The 17,671-nt window shown below is 46.9% G+C and carries 21 protein-coding genes and 1 tRNA gene; 11 read left to right on the top strand and 11 right to left on the bottom strand.

The window, feature by feature from the left end; genetic code table 11:
* Positions 1-80: 80 nt before the first annotated feature.
* The 4 genes from BLS44_RS02030 (at position 81) to BLS44_RS02015 (ending at position 2,011) form a co-directional block, all read left to right on the top strand.
* The gene (locus BLS44_RS02030; RefSeq protein WP_143019632.1) at positions 81-650 is read left to right on the top strand and encodes a hypothetical protein; all 570 of its coding nucleotides are present in this window, start codon (positions 81-83) and stop codon (positions 648-650) included.
* Entirely contained in the window at positions 644-919 is a 276-nt protein-coding gene (locus tag BLS44_RS02025) for a CPCC family cysteine-rich protein (RefSeq protein WP_090388336.1), read from the top strand. Before BLS44_RS02030 ends, BLS44_RS02025 begins: the two co-directional genes overlap by 7 nt.
* 167 nt (positions 920-1,086) lie before the next feature.
* Complete coding sequence (locus tag BLS44_RS02020; protein WP_090388335.1) at positions 1,087-1,590, top strand: DUF6265 family protein; 504 nt, start codon at positions 1,087-1,089, stop codon at positions 1,588-1,590.
* Positions 1,591-1,828: 238 nt separating this feature from the next.
* Positions 1,829-2,011, top strand: coding sequence for a hypothetical protein (locus BLS44_RS02015; protein WP_090388334.1), 183 nt, complete (start codon positions 1,829-1,831; stop codon positions 2,009-2,011).
* 135 nt (positions 2,012-2,146) lie between these two features.
* Here the strand turns inward: BLS44_RS02015 and BLS44_RS02010 are convergent.
* Positions 2,147-2,220 (bottom strand) — tRNA-Arg (locus BLS44_RS02010).
* Between the two features lie 214 nt (positions 2,221-2,434).
* Positions 2,435-3,718: a sialidase family protein gene (locus BLS44_RS02005; RefSeq protein WP_090388333.1), complete on the bottom strand. Its 1,284-nt coding sequence runs from the start codon at positions 3,716-3,718 to the stop codon at positions 2,435-2,437.
* Between the two features lie 277 nt (positions 3,719-3,995).
* Here BLS44_RS02005 and BLS44_RS02000 point away from each other — a divergent pair, with 277 nt between their 5' ends.
* Positions 3,996-4,292 (top strand): hypothetical protein, encoded by a 297-nt coding sequence (locus tag BLS44_RS02000; protein ID WP_090388332.1) that lies wholly within the window; start codon positions 3,996-3,998, stop codon positions 4,290-4,292.
* Between the two features lie 28 nt (positions 4,293-4,320).
* Complete coding sequence (locus BLS44_RS01995; RefSeq protein WP_090388331.1) at positions 4,321-4,779, top strand: Hsp20/alpha crystallin family protein; 459 nt, start codon at positions 4,321-4,323, stop codon at positions 4,777-4,779.
* Positions 4,780-4,882: 103 nt separating this feature from the next.
* Here BLS44_RS01995 and BLS44_RS01990 read toward each other — a convergent pair whose 3' ends face one another.
* From BLS44_RS01990 to BLS44_RS01975, 3 genes are all read right to left on the bottom strand, one after another.
* Positions 4,883-5,719: a hypothetical protein gene (locus BLS44_RS01990; protein ID WP_090388330.1), complete on the bottom strand. Its 837-nt coding sequence runs from the start codon at positions 5,717-5,719 to the stop codon at positions 4,883-4,885.
* A 168-nt stretch (positions 5,720-5,887) separates the two neighbouring features.
* Positions 5,888-6,673 carry an META domain-containing protein gene (locus BLS44_RS01985; protein ID WP_090388329.1) on the bottom strand — a complete coding sequence of 262 codons (786 nt, stop codon included), beginning with the start codon at positions 6,671-6,673 and terminating at the stop codon, positions 5,888-5,890.
* A 448-nt stretch (positions 6,674-7,121) separates the two neighbouring features.
* Positions 7,122-7,475, bottom strand: coding sequence for a single-stranded DNA-binding protein (locus tag BLS44_RS01975; RefSeq protein ID WP_090388327.1), 354 nt, complete (start codon positions 7,473-7,475; stop codon positions 7,122-7,124).
* A gap of 320 nt (positions 7,476-7,795) precedes the next feature.
* On the opposite strand from BLS44_RS01975, the gene BLS44_RS01970 reads away from it, so the two are divergent.
* The gene (locus BLS44_RS01970; protein WP_245729068.1) at positions 7,796-8,053 is read left to right on the top strand and encodes a hypothetical protein; all 258 of its coding nucleotides are present in this window, start codon (positions 7,796-7,798) and stop codon (positions 8,051-8,053) included.
* Positions 8,054-8,180: 127 nt separating this feature from the next.
* Here BLS44_RS01970 and BLS44_RS01965 read toward each other — a convergent pair whose 3' ends face one another.
* The 6 genes from BLS44_RS01965 to BLS44_RS01940 all read right to left on the bottom strand — a co-directional run bounded on the left by BLS44_RS01965 (position 8,181) and on the right by BLS44_RS01940 (position 12,978).
* Positions 8,181-9,095 (bottom strand): SMP-30/gluconolactonase/LRE family protein, encoded by a 915-nt coding sequence (locus tag BLS44_RS01965; RefSeq protein ID WP_090388614.1) that lies wholly within the window; start codon positions 9,093-9,095, stop codon positions 8,181-8,183.
* A 58-nt stretch (positions 9,096-9,153) separates the two neighbouring features.
* Positions 9,154-9,822, bottom strand: a complete 669-nt coding sequence (locus BLS44_RS01960) for a ferredoxin reductase domain-containing protein (RefSeq protein WP_090388325.1) — start codon at positions 9,820-9,822, stop codon at positions 9,154-9,156.
* 111 nt (positions 9,823-9,933) lie between these two features.
* On the bottom strand, positions 9,934-10,845 hold the full coding sequence (locus tag BLS44_RS01955) for an alpha/beta hydrolase (protein WP_090388324.1): 912 nt from the start codon (positions 10,843-10,845) through the stop codon (positions 9,934-9,936).
* Between the two features lie 95 nt (positions 10,846-10,940).
* The gene (locus BLS44_RS01950; protein ID WP_090388323.1) at positions 10,941-11,396 is read right to left on the bottom strand and encodes a DUF4268 domain-containing protein; all 456 of its coding nucleotides are present in this window, start codon (positions 11,394-11,396) and stop codon (positions 10,941-10,943) included.
* A 22-nt stretch (positions 11,397-11,418) separates the two neighbouring features.
* Positions 11,419-12,159, bottom strand: coding sequence for a polyprenol monophosphomannose synthase (locus BLS44_RS01945; RefSeq protein ID WP_090388613.1), 741 nt, complete (start codon positions 12,157-12,159; stop codon positions 11,419-11,421).
* A gap of 51 nt (positions 12,160-12,210) precedes the next feature.
* Positions 12,211-12,978, bottom strand: coding sequence for a 3'-5' exonuclease (locus BLS44_RS01940; RefSeq protein WP_090388322.1), 768 nt, complete (start codon positions 12,976-12,978; stop codon positions 12,211-12,213).
* A 246-nt stretch (positions 12,979-13,224) separates the two neighbouring features.
* On the opposite strand from BLS44_RS01940, the gene hisG reads away from it, so the two are divergent.
* The 4 genes from hisG (at position 13,225) to hisB (ending at position 17,654) form a co-directional block, all read left to right on the top strand.
* Positions 13,225-14,085: an ATP phosphoribosyltransferase gene (gene hisG / locus BLS44_RS01935; protein ID WP_090388612.1), complete on the top strand. Its 861-nt coding sequence runs from the start codon at positions 13,225-13,227 to the stop codon at positions 14,083-14,085.
* Between the two features lie 61 nt (positions 14,086-14,146).
* Positions 14,147-15,424, top strand: coding sequence for a histidinol dehydrogenase (gene hisD, locus BLS44_RS01930; protein WP_090388321.1), 1,278 nt, complete (start codon positions 14,147-14,149; stop codon positions 15,422-15,424).
* Between the two features lie 12 nt (positions 15,425-15,436).
* Positions 15,437-16,510 (top strand): histidinol-phosphate transaminase, encoded by a 1,074-nt coding sequence (gene hisC, locus BLS44_RS01925; protein WP_090388320.1) that lies wholly within the window; start codon positions 15,437-15,439, stop codon positions 16,508-16,510.
* 4 nt (positions 16,511-16,514) lie between these two features.
* Positions 16,515-17,654 carry a bifunctional histidinol-phosphatase/imidazoleglycerol-phosphate dehydratase HisB gene (gene hisB, locus BLS44_RS01920; protein ID WP_090388319.1) on the top strand — a complete coding sequence of 380 codons (1,140 nt, stop codon included), beginning with the start codon at positions 16,515-16,517 and terminating at the stop codon, positions 17,652-17,654.
* Positions 17,655-17,671: the final 17 nt, after the last annotated feature.

The following is a 17,671-nucleotide window of genomic DNA, read 5'->3' as shown; positions in this document are numbered from 1 at the left end:
GGCAGACGAAATACTAATTCCCAACCTGCATAAAGCCCTGCCCGTTAGCACCATTTTAGGACAACCCTACGCAAGACAAAGTGACGACAGAAAAACGATACGAAATATTAAGTTCATTGCCGACATACGGACCAATGTATATTCCCGTGACAGACAACGGAGAGCCTTTTTATTCCGAAGGATTTCCTGTTCGCTTTTACAAGACAGACGGAACTGAATGGATTGCCAACTTTCAACCAGGTTGGACAGACTTAAAACAAATAATAGAGTTTGAAAAAAACCAAAACTTGTTGGTTATAGCTTGTGGGACTTGTTATATAATGAACCCAAAAGACGCAAAACCAATTCAAGTTTTTGGAGTTGGTTTTTCAGATATTTTTAAAGCAAATAAAGACAGACTTGTTTTGCAAGACCAAACAGACTTGACAATTATTGAGCCTGACGGAACACATTGGAACACGGAAAGAATTTCGTGGGACGGATTAGCTGAAATTAAAGTTGAAAATAATTTAATATATGGACTTGCATTTAATCCTATGCACGATGCGGACGAATGGGTTGAGTTTAAGTATGACCTTGACACAAAAACTTTGACGGGTGGAAGTTACTATACATTTGAGAACAAAAAACCTTGGTGGAAAGTATGGTAACAGAAAAATTTGCTTGCCCTTGTTGTGGCTACAAGACATTCGCTGAACAGCCAAACGGGCATTACGATATATGTGAAGTTTGTTTTTGGGAAGACGACCCAATTCAATTTGACGAACCGAATTATGAAGGTGGAGCAAACCACGTTTCACTTAGACAAGGACAAAAGAATTTCATTGAGTTTGGTGCTTGTGAACGAGAGATGATTAGAAATGTAAGACAACCAACAAAGGACGAACAACGAGACGAAAATTGGAAACCATTAGAATAACAATAAAAAACGGTGCATAACATCGTATTGGCAATAGGCGGACTGAACGCCTTCGTATCAACCGAAGTGCAAAATTCAACTTTTGTTCTTCGATTGAACATCAGTGCTAAAAATCCGGCCCATCGCCAATACGCAGCCCTTATATGCAAGCAAAAAACAAAACCCGTATGAAAGGAACATTTATTTTACTGACTTCAATTTTAGTTTTATCCTGTAATCAAAACACTAAAACTAATCAAGACGAAAATTCAGAAACTGAATCTAACACAAAAATCAAAACAGAAATAACTGAAAATTTGGATTGGCTAACTGGTAATTGGAAAAGACGGAATGAAGAAGCCGGGAAAGAAACTTTTGAAAATTGGGAGAAAATCAGTCCAAATGAATATTCTGGAATTGGGTTTTCAATGCAAAAAGGCGACACAATAAGCCAAGAGAAAATGGACATAATCCAAACTAATGGAAAATGGACTTTGTTTGTTAAAATGCCAAACGAAAAACAAGCAACAACATTTGAAATGACTGAACTAAAAAACAATGAATTCACTTGCAGTAATGATTCTATTGACTTTCCAAAAAAAATTAGATATTGGATTGAAGGAGACAAAATGAAAGCCAAAATTTCTAATGATGAAATGGAAATTCCTTTTGAATTCGAAAAAGTTAAGTAACAAAAAACTGCCTGCATATAATAACAAGGGTTTTGCAAAATGGCGGGATTTCGTCTAAGTTGAAACTTTCGGCTTCCACAATAACAGTTTATCTACCTTGAAAAAATCTGCCTGTTGAGAAATGTTGAGGTTCAAAAATATCTAAACGCATAAACTAAAGGTTTTTCCTCAGTCATTACGCACATACGCGCGGACCCCGGAAAGCACCAAAAGAGGGGAATAATGTAATTTTGCAAAAATGGAAGAATTAACCACAGACATGCACGAAGAGTTTATCGGCGGCGAAATCAACGGCCTTGATATAAAGGTTATGGGCGTTTACGGCGCCGTAGCCCGCGGCGTGGACTTCCAGGAAGCCCTTAAACAATACGACATTTCCGAAGCCATTTACAACCGAAACATTGACCGGGTGCTATCGTAGCCTTGAAGATTTTATCGGAGTCACAACGCGCATACATGAGCAGGAAATGGCCCTTATTTTGAAGATGTGTTATAAATGTGCTATAATCTACAAACAAAAAAGCACCTACATTGCTGTAAGTGCCTGATCTTTAAGTGACCGCGTCAGGATTCAAACCTGAAACCTTCTGATCCGTAGTCAGATGCTCTATTCAATTGAGCTACGCAGCCATTTTACGGGAGGGCAAAGATAGGTGTTTTTTTGGTTCCGGCAAAAAACTTTTAAGCTTTTCTTCATCTCTCCATTTCTTACCGCGATGGTTAAAACACTGATCCGTTGTTCTATTGCCTCCATTTCAGACTGATTTCATGGATACAAAGATCGATCAAAATTATTAACGGCGCTCTTTGCCTCTTGTGCCCGGCAGCAAAGAGCGGCCGGCGATCAGGGCGTTTTCCTTTGAGGGACGATCTCCATAATACTGCCTGCAATATGACGCGGCCCGTTCTGGGTATTATAGTAGTATACGACCAGGACTCGTTTTTTATCGAGCTGCACGGACCACGGATATCCCAGGTCCGTACTGCCACCGTCCGTTCTCAAAACGATCTCCGGTGCCGTTTTGTAATCAGAACAATCGGCATTCAGTATCCGCGCCCTTACGCCATAAGGTTTGTGCCGGTAACCATAGGTAATCAATACCCGGTTGTCGGGAAGCCTCAGGGCATGAAAGGGATGGCCTTTAAACCCCATTTTTTCCCATCGGAATGTTTTCCCGCCATCGGATGACCGGGCAATGCAAGCCTCGTCGTCCAGCCCGGCCGTGCGCAAAAAGGCTACGATCTCTCCCCGCGGCGTTTCATATACCGAGGTCTCATTAAAGGAAATGCTTTCATCTTTTGCAACAACGCCCTGTAACCGCCACGAGCGGCCCTTGTCGTCTGATATATACAGATAATTTGAGGTCTTCTTATTATTGGGCAGCCGATCCGAGGCCGTCACTACCCAAAAGATCCGGCCGCCTTTCCCTTCATACATTGCCCCCCTGTTGTAGGCAGGGATCCTGTTCCCATAAGGGCTGTAATTCAGCTCGTCCGGAACCGGCGGAGGATAAACAGGTGCCTGCCAGCTTTTTCCGCCATCCGCAGAGCGCAGCACATACCCGCCAAGAAATGTTGCACTGGCGGCGTTAAAGACCGGTTTTTTTAATTTCATCTTGGCCTCTTCTTTTAAGAACGCCCATCCATAACTGGCGCACAGCAACGTACCATCTGCCAGCTGCAGCAAGCAGGGGTCCTGCGATCCGCCAAGAGGATTGGCATAAATAAGCGCGGGCTCCCTGCTCCAGGAAACGCCGTTCTTTGAAGTAAGGGCAACGAGATAACTATTGGGATCTACATGGTTCGTATACGCCTCACCCAATACCCTGCGCTCCGGGGCCCGCCTGAATGCCAGGAACAATGTTCCGTCTTTCTTTTTTACGACCGATGGGAACGACGAAAAAAACAGGCTATCTTCATAAATAACAATATCCCTGATCTTCCGTACTCCGGCTACACTGCTTTGTTGCCCGCAGACGATAGAGGATAGCAGCAGTGCGGCCAACACCGGCAGCAGCCGGGTCGCTGCTCCGTGCGGCACCCCGTTATACCGGTATTGAGGATTATTACGATTACCAGGACGGCCTAAAGCCTCCGTTCTGCTACCGGGAAAATCATATTGAAACATATGGCTCAATCATTTTATCAAAGATCTATTGCAAAACATATTTCCCCTGCTACTATTCAGCGCAATTATGATATCATTTTTCATCCGCTGTCTGCTACTGCTTTGCAGACGCCACCTTGCCCCTTCCACTGCTCCCGGAAGTAAGTCATCTTAAAACAATACTACAGCTATCAATAAGAATGTCCGGGAAAATATTTTTTCGTTTTCTAAAGTAAAAACAATCCATCGCCGTCTTCAATAGAAACAACCGTTTTTTAAATTATAAAACTGAAAAAAAATGAAACACAAATTCTTCTTCTTTCTTCCCCGTCTGGCTGGGCTTACGTTGTTAGTCGGACTGGCGTCGCTGGTACTCTTTCTCTTGTTCAAGCTGCTCCTGCTGGCAATAGTAACAGGGGTTATAATAGCCGTTGCAGCAAAGATCCTTTCGGGGGTGCGCAAAAAATGGATGACCGGGTATCAGCTGGAACATGGTCCACATCAGCATTTCAGCGGTCTGAGCCACAACAGTACGATCAACCCGGTTATGCAGGCATCATCCCAGGGCATTCCGGCTATAATCCCTATTAATTAATTTTTCTTAATCACAAAAAATAAAAATCATGTTTACAAATCAATCCATAGGCGGGCACGCGCAACCCGGTTTTTCAGCTCCCCGTTTCAAACAACAAGGATGTTTCTTTGGAAAAAAATTTGGCGGAGGGCATCCCTGGATGCATAGGCTGCACCAGTTCATGGGAGACTCCAGGCCCGCCAATATTGAAGAGACCGCATCCGCATTTGTCATTTCGCTCTATGCGGCAGGGCTTCAAAAAGAACACTTCAAGATTTCTGTAAAGGAAGAAATGCTGACCATCGGGTATACAGTCCCCGAACAGGGAGCGCCCGGGCCATTTATTTACCAGGAATATCAGCCGGATTCTTTTGAACGGTCCTTCCAGTTAAGTAATAAGGTACTGACCAATGATATCAGTGCCTCCTATACAGACGGTGTATTAAAAATCACGCTCCAAAAAAATCCGGAGACGAATAAACCCGGCCAGGAGATAACAATAGCATAGCGCTTATGCGGTAGCAAGGAACTTCATATGAAGCCCGGGCTTTATCATCACTTATATCCAGCGCCAATTTTCGGATTGGCGCATTTTTCGTTTCATATCGGCGTCAGCGAACCGTCTTGAACAGATAAATGGCGATCCCCGCAATGATCAATGCGATCACAAAATACAGGCCGATATTGGAACCGCCCTTAGCACCCTTATCATAGGCGAACTCATCCTTTTTCGGATGCTTCTGCTCAGCCGCTGCTGCTCCCGGTGCCGGCTCCACGTGGGACTTTACCGCTTGCTTGGCCGGATTATTCCCCGCTACAGAGTAGCTACCGGTGGTGTGTTTGATAGTTCCCTTATTGAAGCCTTCGGGAAAAAAGGCGTCCAGCATCTTTGTAAGAGCATCACCACTATCGATATCCTTATCATGAAGCCTATTGAAGAATCCGGTCACCTGCTCCCATTCCGGGTCACCGGGCTTCACTTCTTTTCCGTTAACTGTTGTTTTATCATAGGTCGCTTTAAACAGGGGGTTGCCTTGCCCGGCTGCTGCCTGCGGCGGGCTTTCTTTGTTCAACCCGCCGGCAATCATTCCCTGCGCCAGCTGTTCCACAAAATCATGCGCCGCCTTTAACCGCAACCCGAAGCGGTCACAAAGGGCCTTTATCGCTTCCAGCTTACGGCCGCTGCCCAGCAATTCCTTTATGGTCTCCAGATCAATATCGCCTTTTTTCTTTTGTTCTGATTCATAAAAAACAGCTCCGGAACCGGCAAGGCTAATTCCTTCACCGATCTTATCTACGTAATCTTTTGACGCTTTTAATCCCCAACCCGTGGCATCATGTACTTTTTTAACAGCCTCTATCTTTCTGCCGTTTTTTACCAGGTTGTGCACTTCGGTAATGTCAAATCCAAAAGAATTATTATTGGTATCCATTGCTGTGTTGTCCATGATTTGCCTATTGATTCGTTTTATCTAAGATAAAAAAATGCCCACAGATCACGAAAAATTTCAATGGCGTATTTATAAATCGCTCCGCGCTCCTATATACTTTTCTGGAGGAGGCAGATCTTTCACATTCATCTCCCCTGTTCCCGGGGTTCAGGAGATCAACAAAACTCATTTGCGCTGAAACCGCATAACCGCTATATCACCCATGATCAGGTGCAACGTGTTGCCGACAACATCGTATTTCGTCACGGTTTTCAATGTATTAAAGAACGTAGCTTCCCCGGTACCTTCACAAGCCATCTTGGTGCTTGCAGGATCTTTAAACCGGATAGAATTGCCATCCATCATAAACGCGACCCGGTAATTATTGCAGCTGCTGTTTCCGGCGGCGGCCGTTTGTGGCAGGTTGAACGTGATCGTAGGGCGTTTCCCCCTGTACAGCCCTTCAAAAGCGATCCCCGGTCCGGAAATATAATCCAGTTCCCAGGTACCGTTCAATATGGTATCCCCCGCCGCAACAAAGCGAAAGTGTGCCAGGGGAGCCATCCTTGCTTTGTTGAGTGAAAGTTCATTTCCTTTAAGGGTGTAGCTATCTGCCGATTCAAGCGCTTTCCTCAACCCCTGCTCAATTTCCATATTTTCACAGGCCATCATCGTGGACGGGCCTGGCCTAAAGCTGATCCGGCCGTTACCCTTTAATTCAAAGCTTCCGCCCAGGCCATTGCAACCGCCCGATGCAGAAAACCGATGATCACTTTCCTGCAACAGTACGAACGGCTCTTTATCATTGACCTTATCAGATACAGGCTTTCCTGCCAGTTCGATCAGCTTCCATTTTTTGCCAGTAATACTGCCGGTGTTAGCGGGAGTAGTGGTTTCACTCACAGACCGGGATTGCTTGTACGTTTTGCAGGCTCCGAAAATGATCATACCGAACAGTGCAGCGCAGAACATTTTTTTTTCATGATCGTTGGTTTAAATGTGAAGAATGAGTCCATCAGGCAATTCAAAGATAAATCAATCCGGGAACAGGCTAAGCAACGGGCTCTATCAGGGCAAACACGTTCAAATGAACGGAAAAGAGAGACCCGGGAATAATTTTCAGGCCCTAAGCACACCGTGTTTATAGCAGGGTGTTAAAAAGGGAATCCCGGCCCCTGTGGGAGCCGCGTAAAATTTCCCGGGCCAAACAAACAAGGGGCTCCTCCGGAGTCCGGCTGATCAAAACGACACATTTGCTCTCAACAAGCTACTCCCCCGGAGCTGCCCCATTCCGAAATCAGATGCGTTTGCCCGCAGCCTCTACAAAAGCGGCGCCCGCGGCACCCGTACAGATCCCAAAAAGGGCTGCCGGTAAAGAGGGCAACCCTGATGATTAGCAACGGCGTTTTTCCGGTGAAGGTTATTCTATAACACTCCGGTGCCCACCGGAGAGCATGAGCAGTTCCTGCACCTGGATTTCTGTAACGTACTTTTTCTGGCCATTTTTATCCTCGTACTGGCGGTTGACCAGCTTGCCTTCCACCACTACCTCCCGGCCCTTTTCCAGGTACTTTCCGGCAACATCTGCCAGCTTTCCCCAGGCGACCAGGGTGTGCCATTGGGTTTCGGTAACCTTTTCCCCCTTTGTGTTTTTGTAACTCTCATTGGTGGCTACGCTAAAGCGGGCCATTTTTTTTCCGCTTGTAGTCGCTTTTACTTCGGGTGCATTTCCTAAATGACCGATCAGTTGGACTTTGTTTTTCATTGTGTACATACTCTTGGTTTTTGGGCCTTGCGGCGATGATCATTGTTATTTACCGTTGAGCCAACAGCGCTATCGGATCAACAGTCCAAAGTTGCACTCTTTTATAACCGATACCCGGTTTATAAACGTTTACTTACGTAAATAAACGTTTATAAGCGTTTATAAACACTTATATTAGAATAATTTTGTATATTGTATTTAGAAAACAATGAGATATGCCAAACACCAATGCTCCAGAGAAACTGTGTCTTTCTTGCCAAAAGCCGGTAAAAGGCAGGGCGGATAAAAAATTTTGTGATGATTTTTGCAGGAATCATTACAACAATTCGATGAAAAGCGGGCCTGAGAAACTGATCCGGGATGTCAATACCGCACTCCGGAGAAACCGGAAAATCCTTCAGGACCGGGTTAAACCGACAGAACGGACCGCAACCGTCCATCGCAATAAGTTGCTGGCGCTCGGGTTCCAGTTCAATTATATGACCCACCAGTATCGCACAAAAAAAGCACAGACGTATATATTTTGTTATGATTACGGATACCTGCCACTGGCCAATAACTGGCTGCTGATCGTGCGGAAAAAGTGAGTAGTTTAAACCCCGGGAATAGTTAAAAAAGGGAACCCGCTGAAAGAACCTGCCAACCGGGATGCTCATCCGGCTATATGGCGTACCGGGTCTGATCTACAGCCCTATCTTCGCAGCTGCCCGGCGGTTAAAACTTCTTTACTCCTTTTACCCGCATCTGCAGGGTGTAAATACTGGTTCCGGCAGTCATAAAAAGCAGGTCCCGGTTCTTTCCGCCAAAGCAAACATTGGCTGTCCATTTTTCAGGAACAGGAATATGCGCGATCTCCCTGCCCTTCGGATCAAACACCGTGATCCCGTTTCCGCTGAGATAAAGATTTCCTCTTTCATCCAGTGTAATACCATCTGCCCCACGGGGCACAAACAGGGTTTTCCCGGACAGCGAGCCATCCTTATTAATGAAGAAGCGATAGGTTTTGTTGTCTTTTATATCGGCTACATACAGGAGCCGGCCGTTTCCCGAGCCTACAATCCCGTTGGGCTTTGCCAGCTCATCAGTAACCACTATGGGCTGGCGGGCGCCCCGTGGAAGGTAGTATACCTTTTGTCCGCTGATCTCCTGGGTCGTGCGCGTCCAATAGTTCCGCTGGTAATACGGATCTGTAAAATAAATCCCGCCCTTTTTATCCATCCAGAGGTCATTGGGCCCGTTAAGCTTTTTACCTCCAACATCTGTTAGGAGAACGGTTACGGCACCTGACGGGGCGATGGACCAGATCTCATTGTGCTCATCTGCGCAGGCAACAATATTTCCGCGGGCGTCTATATCGAGCCCGTTAGCACGACCTGAAGCCGCCATAAATTCGGTCAATGTTCCGTCCGGGTTAAAGCGCCATATCTTATTATTGGGTTGGTCTGTAAAGTAAACAGCCCCCGATTTGTCAGCCACCGGCCCCTCCGTAAAGGAGAACTGAGCACTCACTTTTACCAGCGCTGCATCTTTTGCAACGATACCCACAGAATCAAACAAAGGGGCTTCCGTTTGCTGGGCATTTAACGCTGTAAATCCCAAAAGCATCCCCGCGAGAATAACATTCCGCATACTGTTGTCAATTATAAAGATATTATATTCCAGGCCATACGCCATCATTATTCCGCCCCTAAAAGCCCTCTTTCACTACCCGGGCCGGATCTATCTGAAGATCCGTCAATACCTGTTCTACGGCATCCATCATGGGAGGTGGACCACATAAATATACATAGTCGCCCCTATCAGAAATCAATGCTTTCAAGACCGTTTCCGAAATATACCCCTGCTCATACCCCGGAACCATTTCACCGGAAAGTATATTCACAAAACGGGCGCCGAGCAACCGGCGTAATTCCTCTTCATGAATGATATCTTCTCTCCGCTTATTAGCGAACAACAGCCGGTTATTACCAAGACGGCCTTCCTGGCTCAGCTGCCGGAGGATAGCGATAAAGGGTGTAATGCCCGCTCCTCCTGCAATAAACAGCCCTTCCCCTTTATAGGCAATCTCACCAAAAATATCATTCAGCAGCAATGTATCGCCCTCCTTCAGCTGACGCAATTGTGCTGTTACGCCTTTGCGCTCCGGGTACGTCTTTATAGTGAACTCCAGGTACGCATCATCGGGCAGCGAGGTAAAGGTAAACGGGCGCCCTTCCTCTTTCCACCCTTCCTTGTCAATAAACACTTCTGTTGCCTGCCCGGGCGTATAAGCCCACCCTTCCGGCTTGTCAACTCTTATGCCCAGCACATCATGAGTTACGTGTACGATCGATCGTATCTTTACAGGATATTTCATAATACCGGAGTTTAATACTTGTATGAGACAGCGAAACTGTCCCTTCTAAGGTACAACAATTTGCCCAACCGTCTTTGGTGTATTCCCTTCGTCCGGGTTCCGGCAGTTTCATTAAAGGAGATGCTGCACGTTCATCCAGTCTTTAAGCGCGGTCATCCATTTAAGATCCGAAGTCTTATTGTTCATGCCAAATCCATGTCCCCCCTTCTCATAATAAAAAACCCGGGCTGGTACCTTATGAGCCCGCAGGGCTTCATAATAATGCTGACTGTTCTGCCAGGGAACGGCCTTATCGTCCTTCGCATGTACCAAAAATGCGGGTGGTGTTTTTTTATTTACCAGAAGTTCATTGGAATACCGTTGGATAAGCGCAGCAGAAGGAGCAGCGCCGAGCAGCCGGTCACGGCTACCCCGGTGCGTCAGGCTATCGGTGAAACTGATCACAGGGTACACCAGCACAGAAAAGTCGGGCCTTAATGAAATCTTTTCAGGATTGTCTACCAGGCGCTCTTCATAATGCGTGGAAAGTGTAGCAGCAAGATGCCCCCCTGCAGAAAAGCCCATGATACCGACTTTGCGGGGGTCTACCTGGTACTCTTTTGCGTGTTCGCGCACCCATTGTACAGCCCGTTCCGCATCCTGTAAAGGGCCGATCGATTTGTCCTCCATGATGCGGTCGTCGGGCAGGCGGTATTTCAGCACAAACGCTGTTACCCCCCACTCATTTAACGCCGCTGCAACATCTGCGCCCTCATGGCTTGCAGCAAGGATCGTATACCCGCCCCCGGGACAAATAATAACGGCAGGACTATTGCGCTTTGCATTTACCGGCCGGTACACTGTTATTGTGGGAACCGATACATTGCTGATCCGGGTGATACCGTCGGTCCCGGTCACCGCTTTTTCCAGGTTTTCGGCGGGCTTGCTATTGGGCACCTTAGTGTAAAGGGGTATTTCCTGCTGGGCGTTAACCATCATGTGTAAAATAAAGGAGGCCAGCAAGCCGATCGTTATTCTTTTCATTTGCTTCCGTTTATAAAATCCGGTTGAAAACCGCAGTGATGCCCAATACCGCTGAAGCCGTTTATCCCGCTTTACAAGAGCCGGCCACTGTTATTTCAATCCTCAAAATACGCTTTCGCTATTGACCAGAATGCATCCAATGCGATCAGATGCTGCTTAAAAAACGATATGATCACCGGCCAGTCGTTCCTATTAAAAATATTGACCGGCTCCTTCCGGATCAGGATCTTTGATACCGGGCGTCCCTCTTCGTCGTAAACCGCTCTTTGCCACAGCCAGTCCCCGCCCGCCATTTCCGAAAAAACAGCTTTTAGCGATACCAGCTTGTCAAACGCAGCTGTCCGTTTTTCTTCGCCCGGGTGCGTCAGTTCCACCGCAACACTTGCCTCTCTTTTTGTAACATCTGTTCTGAAGTAGATCCCCTTGATACCTGTTTTATAATTGACCCAGTTTACTTTTTGCCCATTGGCACTGAGTACCGGCTTCAGGTAGGTGCCCAATGAGGTCCAGAATTCTTTTTTTATCAGAGCGGCCTCATTTTTACTATACATAAAAGCTATAACATTAATACTTTCAACTATTTGAAACCCTGTTCCGGTAATTTTTAAACAGGCTTTGCCACCGCAGGTTCAGGACTCCTAAAATACCTTCCTTAAGAATGCCTTTACTCATTTTCGACTGTCCCTCGGTACGGTCCTGGAAAATGATCGGCACTTCCTTTATCTTAAATCCCAGTTTCCAGGCAGCATATTTCATTTCGATCTGGAAAGCATACCCTACGAAGCTGATATTATCAAAATTAATGGCCCGGAGCACTTTTGCGGTATAGCACATAAACCCTGCCGTAGGATCTTTTACCGGCATCCAGGTAATGATCCGCGTATACAACGATCCACCTTTTGAAATAAACACCCGGTCGGCAGGCCAGTTCACAATACCGCCTCCCTTCACATAGCGGCTCCCGATAGCCAGATCGGCCCCCTCCACGCATGCCTGGTGCAGCCGGATCAGATCATTGGGGTTATGTGAGAAATCAGCATCCATCTCAAATACAAATTGATATCCCTTATTCAGGCTCCATCTAAATCCATGTATGTATGCAGTCCCCAATCCAAGCTTTCCTTTTCGTTCCTCAAGAAACAACCGGCCGTTGTATTGTTCCTGTAACATCCTCACAATATCCGCGGTCCCGTCCGGAGATCCATCATCTACAATCAGTACATGAAAATCACCTTCCAGGTCCATAACGGCCTTTATGATCCTGGCAACATTCTCCTTTTCATTATAGGTGGGTATGATGACAACTTTATCCACTGTATGCACGCATTCTACTCGGGGTGATATTCAGACGATAACCGTCTGCGCTTAATTTTTTCTAAGTTTGGTCCGCGTAAAAATCTCGGTCAGCTTTTGCTTGGTATGCTGCGGAAAATCGCCCTTCATCATCCAGTCGTAATATTGCGGCTCCGCTTTTAATATATCCGCAACCGATTTACCCTTGTATTTTCCGAAATTAAACACTTCCACACCATTGTCCATAACAAACCGGCGGGCAAAATCCACGATGGGTTCTTCCCCGATCGCTTTATTGATTGATTCTACCGTTGTGCCCAGCTCGGGGTAACGGGTGATCTGGGCCAGCAGCACTTCATGGGTCGCAGAGGCATCTGCTTCCGCTGAGTGTGCATCTTCCAGGACTTTCTCGCAATAAAACCGGTAGGCAGCGGACAGTGTCCGCTGTTCCATTTTGTGAAAGATGTTTTGTACATCCACTAATTTGCGTCCCCGCATGTCAAAATCAACGCCCACCCTCAAAAATTCCTCAACCAGCAGCGGAACATCGAACCTGTTAGAGTTATAGCCGGCAAGATCGCAGCCATCCAGCACCTGTTTCAGTTCCTGGGCCACCTGGGCAAAAGTAGGCGCATCCTTCACCATGTCGTCGGTGATGCCGTGTATCTCTGAATTCGCTTTAGGAATGGGCATTTCCGGGTTGATCAGCTTCCGTTTTACATTACGGGTACCATCCGGAAGGATCTTCACAATGGCAATTTCAACAATGCGGTCGGAACCCAGGTTCACTCCCGTGGTCTCCAGGTCAATAAAAGCAAGGGGCTTGGTAAGTTGTAACATGTATCCTTTTTAAAAATTTAAAGATAGGGCATTTTCTGCTGCAGCTGAATTTCTCCCCTCAAATTTTTCTACTAAAAAAGTGGGAAATCATAAATTTCGTATATATTTGCACCGCAATGAAAATATTAGTACATACCCATCATCATGTAACAGACTTACCCGTGTAGGCCCGGTGGTGATATGTATCCAAATTATAGAAAAAGGCTTACAAATTTTGTAAGCCTTTTTTATTTAAAAAATAAAGCTATGCAGGAAAAATTAAGAATCGCGGTTCAAAAGTCCGGAAGACTGAGCGAAGACTCATTAAAACTACTTAAAGAGTGCGGCATCGGCGTACCCAATGGTAACAACCAGTTAAAGATCAATGCGGAGAATTTTGACGCGGAGATTCTCTTTCTGAGAGATGACGATATTCCTGAATATGTGCAGGATGGAGTGGCCGACATCGGTTTTGTGGGGGAGAATGTAGTCCTTGAAAAAAACAAGGCGGCAGAAATCGTAGAGCGCCTGGGATATGGCAAATGCCGGCTTTCCATTGCCCTGCCAAAGACCCGGAAAAAATTAACCGTAAAAGACTTGGACGGTATGAAGATCGCCACCAGCTACCCTTTTATACTCAACAAATGGCTTAAACAAAACAAAATAAAGGCCGATATCCATGTGATCAGCGGATCGGTGGAGATCGCACCCCGTATCGGGCTGGCCGACGCGATCTGCGACCTGGTGAGCTCCGGCAGTACCCTGTTCAGCAATGAGCTGTCCGAATTTGAAACTATCCTGAAATCGGAAGCCGTACTTATTTCCGGCAAAAAACTCAGTCCTGCCCGCAAAAAGCTGCTGGAAAAGCTGCTGTTCCGTATCCGCTCGGTAAGAAAAGCAAAATATAACAAATACGTTATGCTGAATGCTCCCAATAAGAGCATTGAAAAGATCTGCGCTTATCTCCCGGGCATCAGCAGTCCTACCATCGTACCCCTGGCTAAAAAAGACTGGAGCTCTGTACACTCGGTGATCAGCGAGGCCGATTTCTGGAATGTGATCGAGAACCTCAAAGCCGCCGGCGCCGAAGGGATCCTGATCATCCCTATTGAAAAGATGATCGAATAGTTTTACTTGTTCAAGGTTCAGCGTTTAAAGTCTGAACCTTAAACCTTAAACATTAAGCAAATTGAAATTCTACAAATATCCTTCTTCAGAACTTTGGCCGGAGATCTGTGCCCGTCCGCTCCAGAACAACCAGCAACTCATCCCTGCGGTAACGGAGATCCTGTCTTCAGTTCAAACGAACGGAGATATGGCACTGCGGGATCTTAGTAAAAAGTTTGACGGTGTGGAACTCAGCTCCATCGCGGTAACCGCAACCGAAATAAAAGAGGCCTCCGGACAGGTTCCTCCGCCACTGAAAGCCGCTTTAAAGCAAGCAAAAAAGAACATAGAAGCCTTTCACCGCTCTCAAAAAGAAGCGGCAAAAAAGATCGCCCCGATGAGCGGTATTACCTGCTGGCGCGAGAGCCGCCCCATTGAAAAAGTAGGTCTGTACATTCCCGGAGGATCCGCACCACTGTTTTCCACGGTGTTGATGCTGGGCCTGCCCGCCCGCCTTGCAGGATGTAAGGAAGTAATATTGTGCACCCCCTGCAACAAAGAGCAGCAGGTGCATCCCGCCGTTTTATATGCAGCCTCATTATGCGGCATTCAAAAAATATTTAAAACCGGGGGCGCACAGGCGATTGCAGCAATGGCTTATGGCACACAGAGCATCCCGGCAGTTTTTAAGATCTTTGGGCCCGGCAATCAATATGTGACCATGGCCAAACAGCTGGTGCAGAACCGGGTGGCCATTGATATGCCCGCCGGACCATCCGAAGTGCTGGTGATTGCCGATGGAACTGCAGATCCCCGTTTTGTGGCAGCCGACCTGCTGGCCCAGGCAGAGCATGGCCCCGACTCGCAGGTGATCTGTATTACCACACAAACAGGCATGGTAACAAAAATCGAAAAGGCTGTTACGACGCAGCTCAAAACCCTGCCCCGGAAGGATATTGCCGCAAAAGCCCTGGAACATTCGCGTATCGTAGTGGTAAAAAGCCTTAAAGAAGCCGTTGAATTATCCAACTTTTATGCTCCCGAGCACCTGATACTGGCCTGCAAAACAGGAAGCGGGTTGTTAAAAAACATAACGGCAGCAGGGTCGGTGTTTATCGGCAACCATTCGCCGGAAAGCGCCGGTGACTATGCCAGTGGCACCAACCACACCTTGCCTACCAATGGGTATGCCGCAGCCTACAGCGGTGTTTCACTTGACAGTTTCTATAAAAAAATCACTTTCCAGCAGCTCACGGCAAGGGGGCTAAAAAACATTGCAGCCACCGTAACCACTATGGCCGAGGCCGAAGGTTTACAGGCGCACAGCAATGCCGTTAAAGTAAGATTGAGCAACCTGTAACAAAAAGATAATATGGAGTTTAATTTAGAATACCTGGTCCGGGAAAACATTAAGAACCTTGCGCCCTACTCCACTGCCCGGCATGAGTTCAGCGGCGATGCCAGCGTGATGTTAGATGCCAACGAAAATGCCATTGGGTCACCGGTAGCCCTTACTATCAATGAACTGCAGGAGCAGCTCAACCGTTACCCGGACCCCGTACAAACAAAGCTCAAACAACGCATCAGCGCCATCAAAGGGCTTCCGGTAGAAAACATTTTTACCGGGAACGGCAGCGACGAAGCCATCGATGTACTGATCCGTATTTTTTGTGAGCCGGGTTTTGATAATATCATTACCCTGCCCCCCACCTATGGTATGTACGGCGTGGCCGCCGCTATTAATAATATAAAGGTAAAAGAAGTACCGCTGAATGCCGGTTTCCAGATGGATATACAGGCCATTGCCGACGCCGTTGATGAGTATACAAAAATCATTTTCATCTGTTCGCCCAACAACCCCAGCGGTAACAGCATCAACCGCCAGGATATTGAAGTAATCCTGAATAATTTTGATGGCATTGTAGTAGTAGACGAGGCTTATATCAATTATGCCAGGCAAAAAACCTTGTCGCTCCAGCTGGCAGATCATCCCAACCTGGTAGTCTTACAAACCCTTTCAAAAGCATGGGGCCTGGCAGCATTACGCCTCGGGCTGGCATTTGCGGGAAAAGAGATCATCCAGCTGATGAACAATGTAAAATACCCCTACAATATTAATATCGCCACACAGGAACTTGCCTTACAGGGATTGCAAAATATTGAACAGGTAAACGCCTGGATCCGGGACTGCATTGAACAACGCAACTGGCTGGAAAATGAATTAAACCAGCTACCTTACACGCAAAAAGTGTATCCGTCGGACGCCAACTTCCTGCTGGTAAAAATGACAGACGCCAACAACATCTTTAAGTACCTGCAGCAAAAGGGGATCATTGTCCGGAACCGCAGCAGTGTACCCGGATGTGAAGATTGTTTGCGCATTACCGTTGGTACAGAAAACGAAAACCGTATTTTAATTGATACTCTAAAAGCATACACTGCCTGAAAAAATGAAAAAAGTATTGTTTATCGACAGGGATGGAACATTGATTTACGAAGCGCCTCCCACCTATCAGCTGGACTCCATTGATAAAGTGACCTTTTATCCCGGTATGTTCACCTGGCTGGGAAAGATCGCAAAGGAAATGGGCTACGAGCTGGTAATGGTAACCAACCAGGACGGGCTGGGTACCGAAACGTTTCCTGAAGAAACCTTTTGGCCTACCCAGAATCTTGTCATGCGCAATCTTGAAGCCGACGGCATTCATTTCAGTGAAGTTTTTATTGACAAAACCTACCCGGAGGAAAACGCGCCCACCCGTAAGCCGGGCACCGGGATGCTTACAAAATACATCAACAACCCGGAATACGATCTTGTCGGATCTTATGTCATCGGTGACCGGATCACCGATATCCAGCTGGCCAGGAACCTGGGCTGTAAAGGCATCTGGCTGGTGCAGGATGAAACGCTGGGTGCCGCGGAGATCTCCGATTCTGCAAAAGAGCTTGAATCCACCATTGCTTTAAAGACCACCAACTGGCAGGACATTTATGCATTGTTACAGCTGCAATCAAGAGTTGTGGAGCACGAGCGCAATACGAATGAAACAAAAATAAAGATCAATATCAATCTCGATGGAACAGGTCAATGTTCCATTGATACCGGGCTTGGCTTTTTTGATCATATGCTGCACCAGCTGGGCCGTCACAGCGGCATGAACCTGGGTATTGTTACCAAAGGAGACCTGCATATTGACGAGCACCATACCATTGAGGACACGGCCATTGCCCTGGGAGAAGCACTATACCTGGCATTGGGCAACAAGGCCGGTATCGAACGCTATGGATTCTGTTTGCCCATGGATGATGCGCTGGTGCAGGTAGCACTGGACTTCGGCGGCCGCCCCTGGCTGGTATGGGATGCGTCCTTTAAACGGGAGAAGATCGGTGAAATGCCCACAGAGATGTTCTATCATTTCTTTAAATCGCTCAGCGATGCGTCAAAGATGAACCTGAACATTAAGGCCGAAGGCGAAAACGAACATCATAAGATAGAAGCCATTTTCAAGGCCCTGGCAAAGGCCATCAAAATGGCCATTAAAAGGACACCCGGCAATGATCAGCTGCCCAGTACGAAGGGGTTGTTATAATACTGTTTCCTGTGTGA

It is taken from the genome of Niabella drilacis (genome assembly GCF_900101395.1).
Classification (GTDB): domain Bacteria; phylum Bacteroidota; class Bacteroidia; order Chitinophagales; family Chitinophagaceae; genus Niabella; species Niabella drilacis.
The sequence above is the reverse complement of the archived record's forward strand: the minus strand, read 5'-3'. Positions and strand labels throughout refer to the sequence as shown.

Bases quoted from the DNA above. Each gene is read 5' to 3' on its own strand.
- BLS44_RS02025 (WP_090388336.1), top strand. From the start codon at position 644: ATGGTAACAGAAAAATTTGCTTGCCCTTGTTGTGGCTACAAGACATTC.
- BLS44_RS02020 (WP_090388335.1), top strand. From the start codon at position 1,087: ATGAAAGGAACATTTATTTTACTGACTTCAATTTTAGTTTTATCCTGT.
- BLS44_RS02015 (WP_090388334.1), top strand. From the start codon at position 1,829: ATGGAAGAATTAACCACAGACATGCACGAAGAGTTTATCGGCGGCGAA.
- BLS44_RS02005 (WP_090388333.1), bottom strand. From the start codon at position 3,718: ATGTTTCAATATGATTTTCCCGGTAGCAGAACGGAGGCTTTAGGCCGT.
- BLS44_RS02000 (WP_090388332.1), top strand. From the start codon at position 3,996: ATGAAACACAAATTCTTCTTCTTTCTTCCCCGTCTGGCTGGGCTTACG.
- BLS44_RS01995 (WP_090388331.1), top strand. From the start codon at position 4,321: ATGTTTACAAATCAATCCATAGGCGGGCACGCGCAACCCGGTTTTTCA.
- BLS44_RS01990 (WP_090388330.1), bottom strand. From the start codon at position 5,719: ATGGACAACACAGCAATGGATACCAATAATAATTCTTTTGGATTTGAC.
- BLS44_RS01985 (WP_090388329.1), bottom strand. From the start codon at position 6,673: ATGTTCTGCGCTGCACTGTTCGGTATGATCATTTTCGGAGCCTGCAAA.
- BLS44_RS01975 (WP_090388327.1), bottom strand. From the start codon at position 7,475: ATGTACACAATGAAAAACAAAGTCCAACTGATCGGTCATTTAGGAAAT.
- BLS44_RS01970 (WP_245729068.1), top strand. From the start codon at position 7,796: ATGAAAAGCGGGCCTGAGAAACTGATCCGGGATGTCAATACCGCACTC.
- BLS44_RS01965 (WP_090388614.1), bottom strand. From the start codon at position 9,095: ATGCGGAATGTTATTCTCGCGGGGATGCTTTTGGGATTTACAGCGTTA.
- BLS44_RS01960 (WP_090388325.1), bottom strand. From the start codon at position 9,822: ATGAAATATCCTGTAAAGATACGATCGATCGTACACGTAACTCATGAT.
- BLS44_RS01955 (WP_090388324.1), bottom strand. From the start codon at position 10,845: ATGAAAAGAATAACGATCGGCTTGCTGGCCTCCTTTATTTTACACATG.
- BLS44_RS01950 (WP_090388323.1), bottom strand. From the start codon at position 11,396: ATGTATAGTAAAAATGAGGCCGCTCTGATAAAAAAAGAATTCTGGACC.
- BLS44_RS01940 (WP_090388322.1), bottom strand. From the start codon at position 12,978: ATGTTACAACTTACCAAGCCCCTTGCTTTTATTGACCTGGAGACCACG.
- hisG (WP_090388612.1), top strand. From the start codon at position 13,225: ATGCAGGAAAAATTAAGAATCGCGGTTCAAAAGTCCGGAAGACTGAGC.
- hisC (WP_090388320.1), top strand. From the start codon at position 15,437: ATGGAGTTTAATTTAGAATACCTGGTCCGGGAAAACATTAAGAACCTT.
- hisB (WP_090388319.1), top strand. From the start codon at position 16,515: ATGAAAAAAGTATTGTTTATCGACAGGGATGGAACATTGATTTACGAA.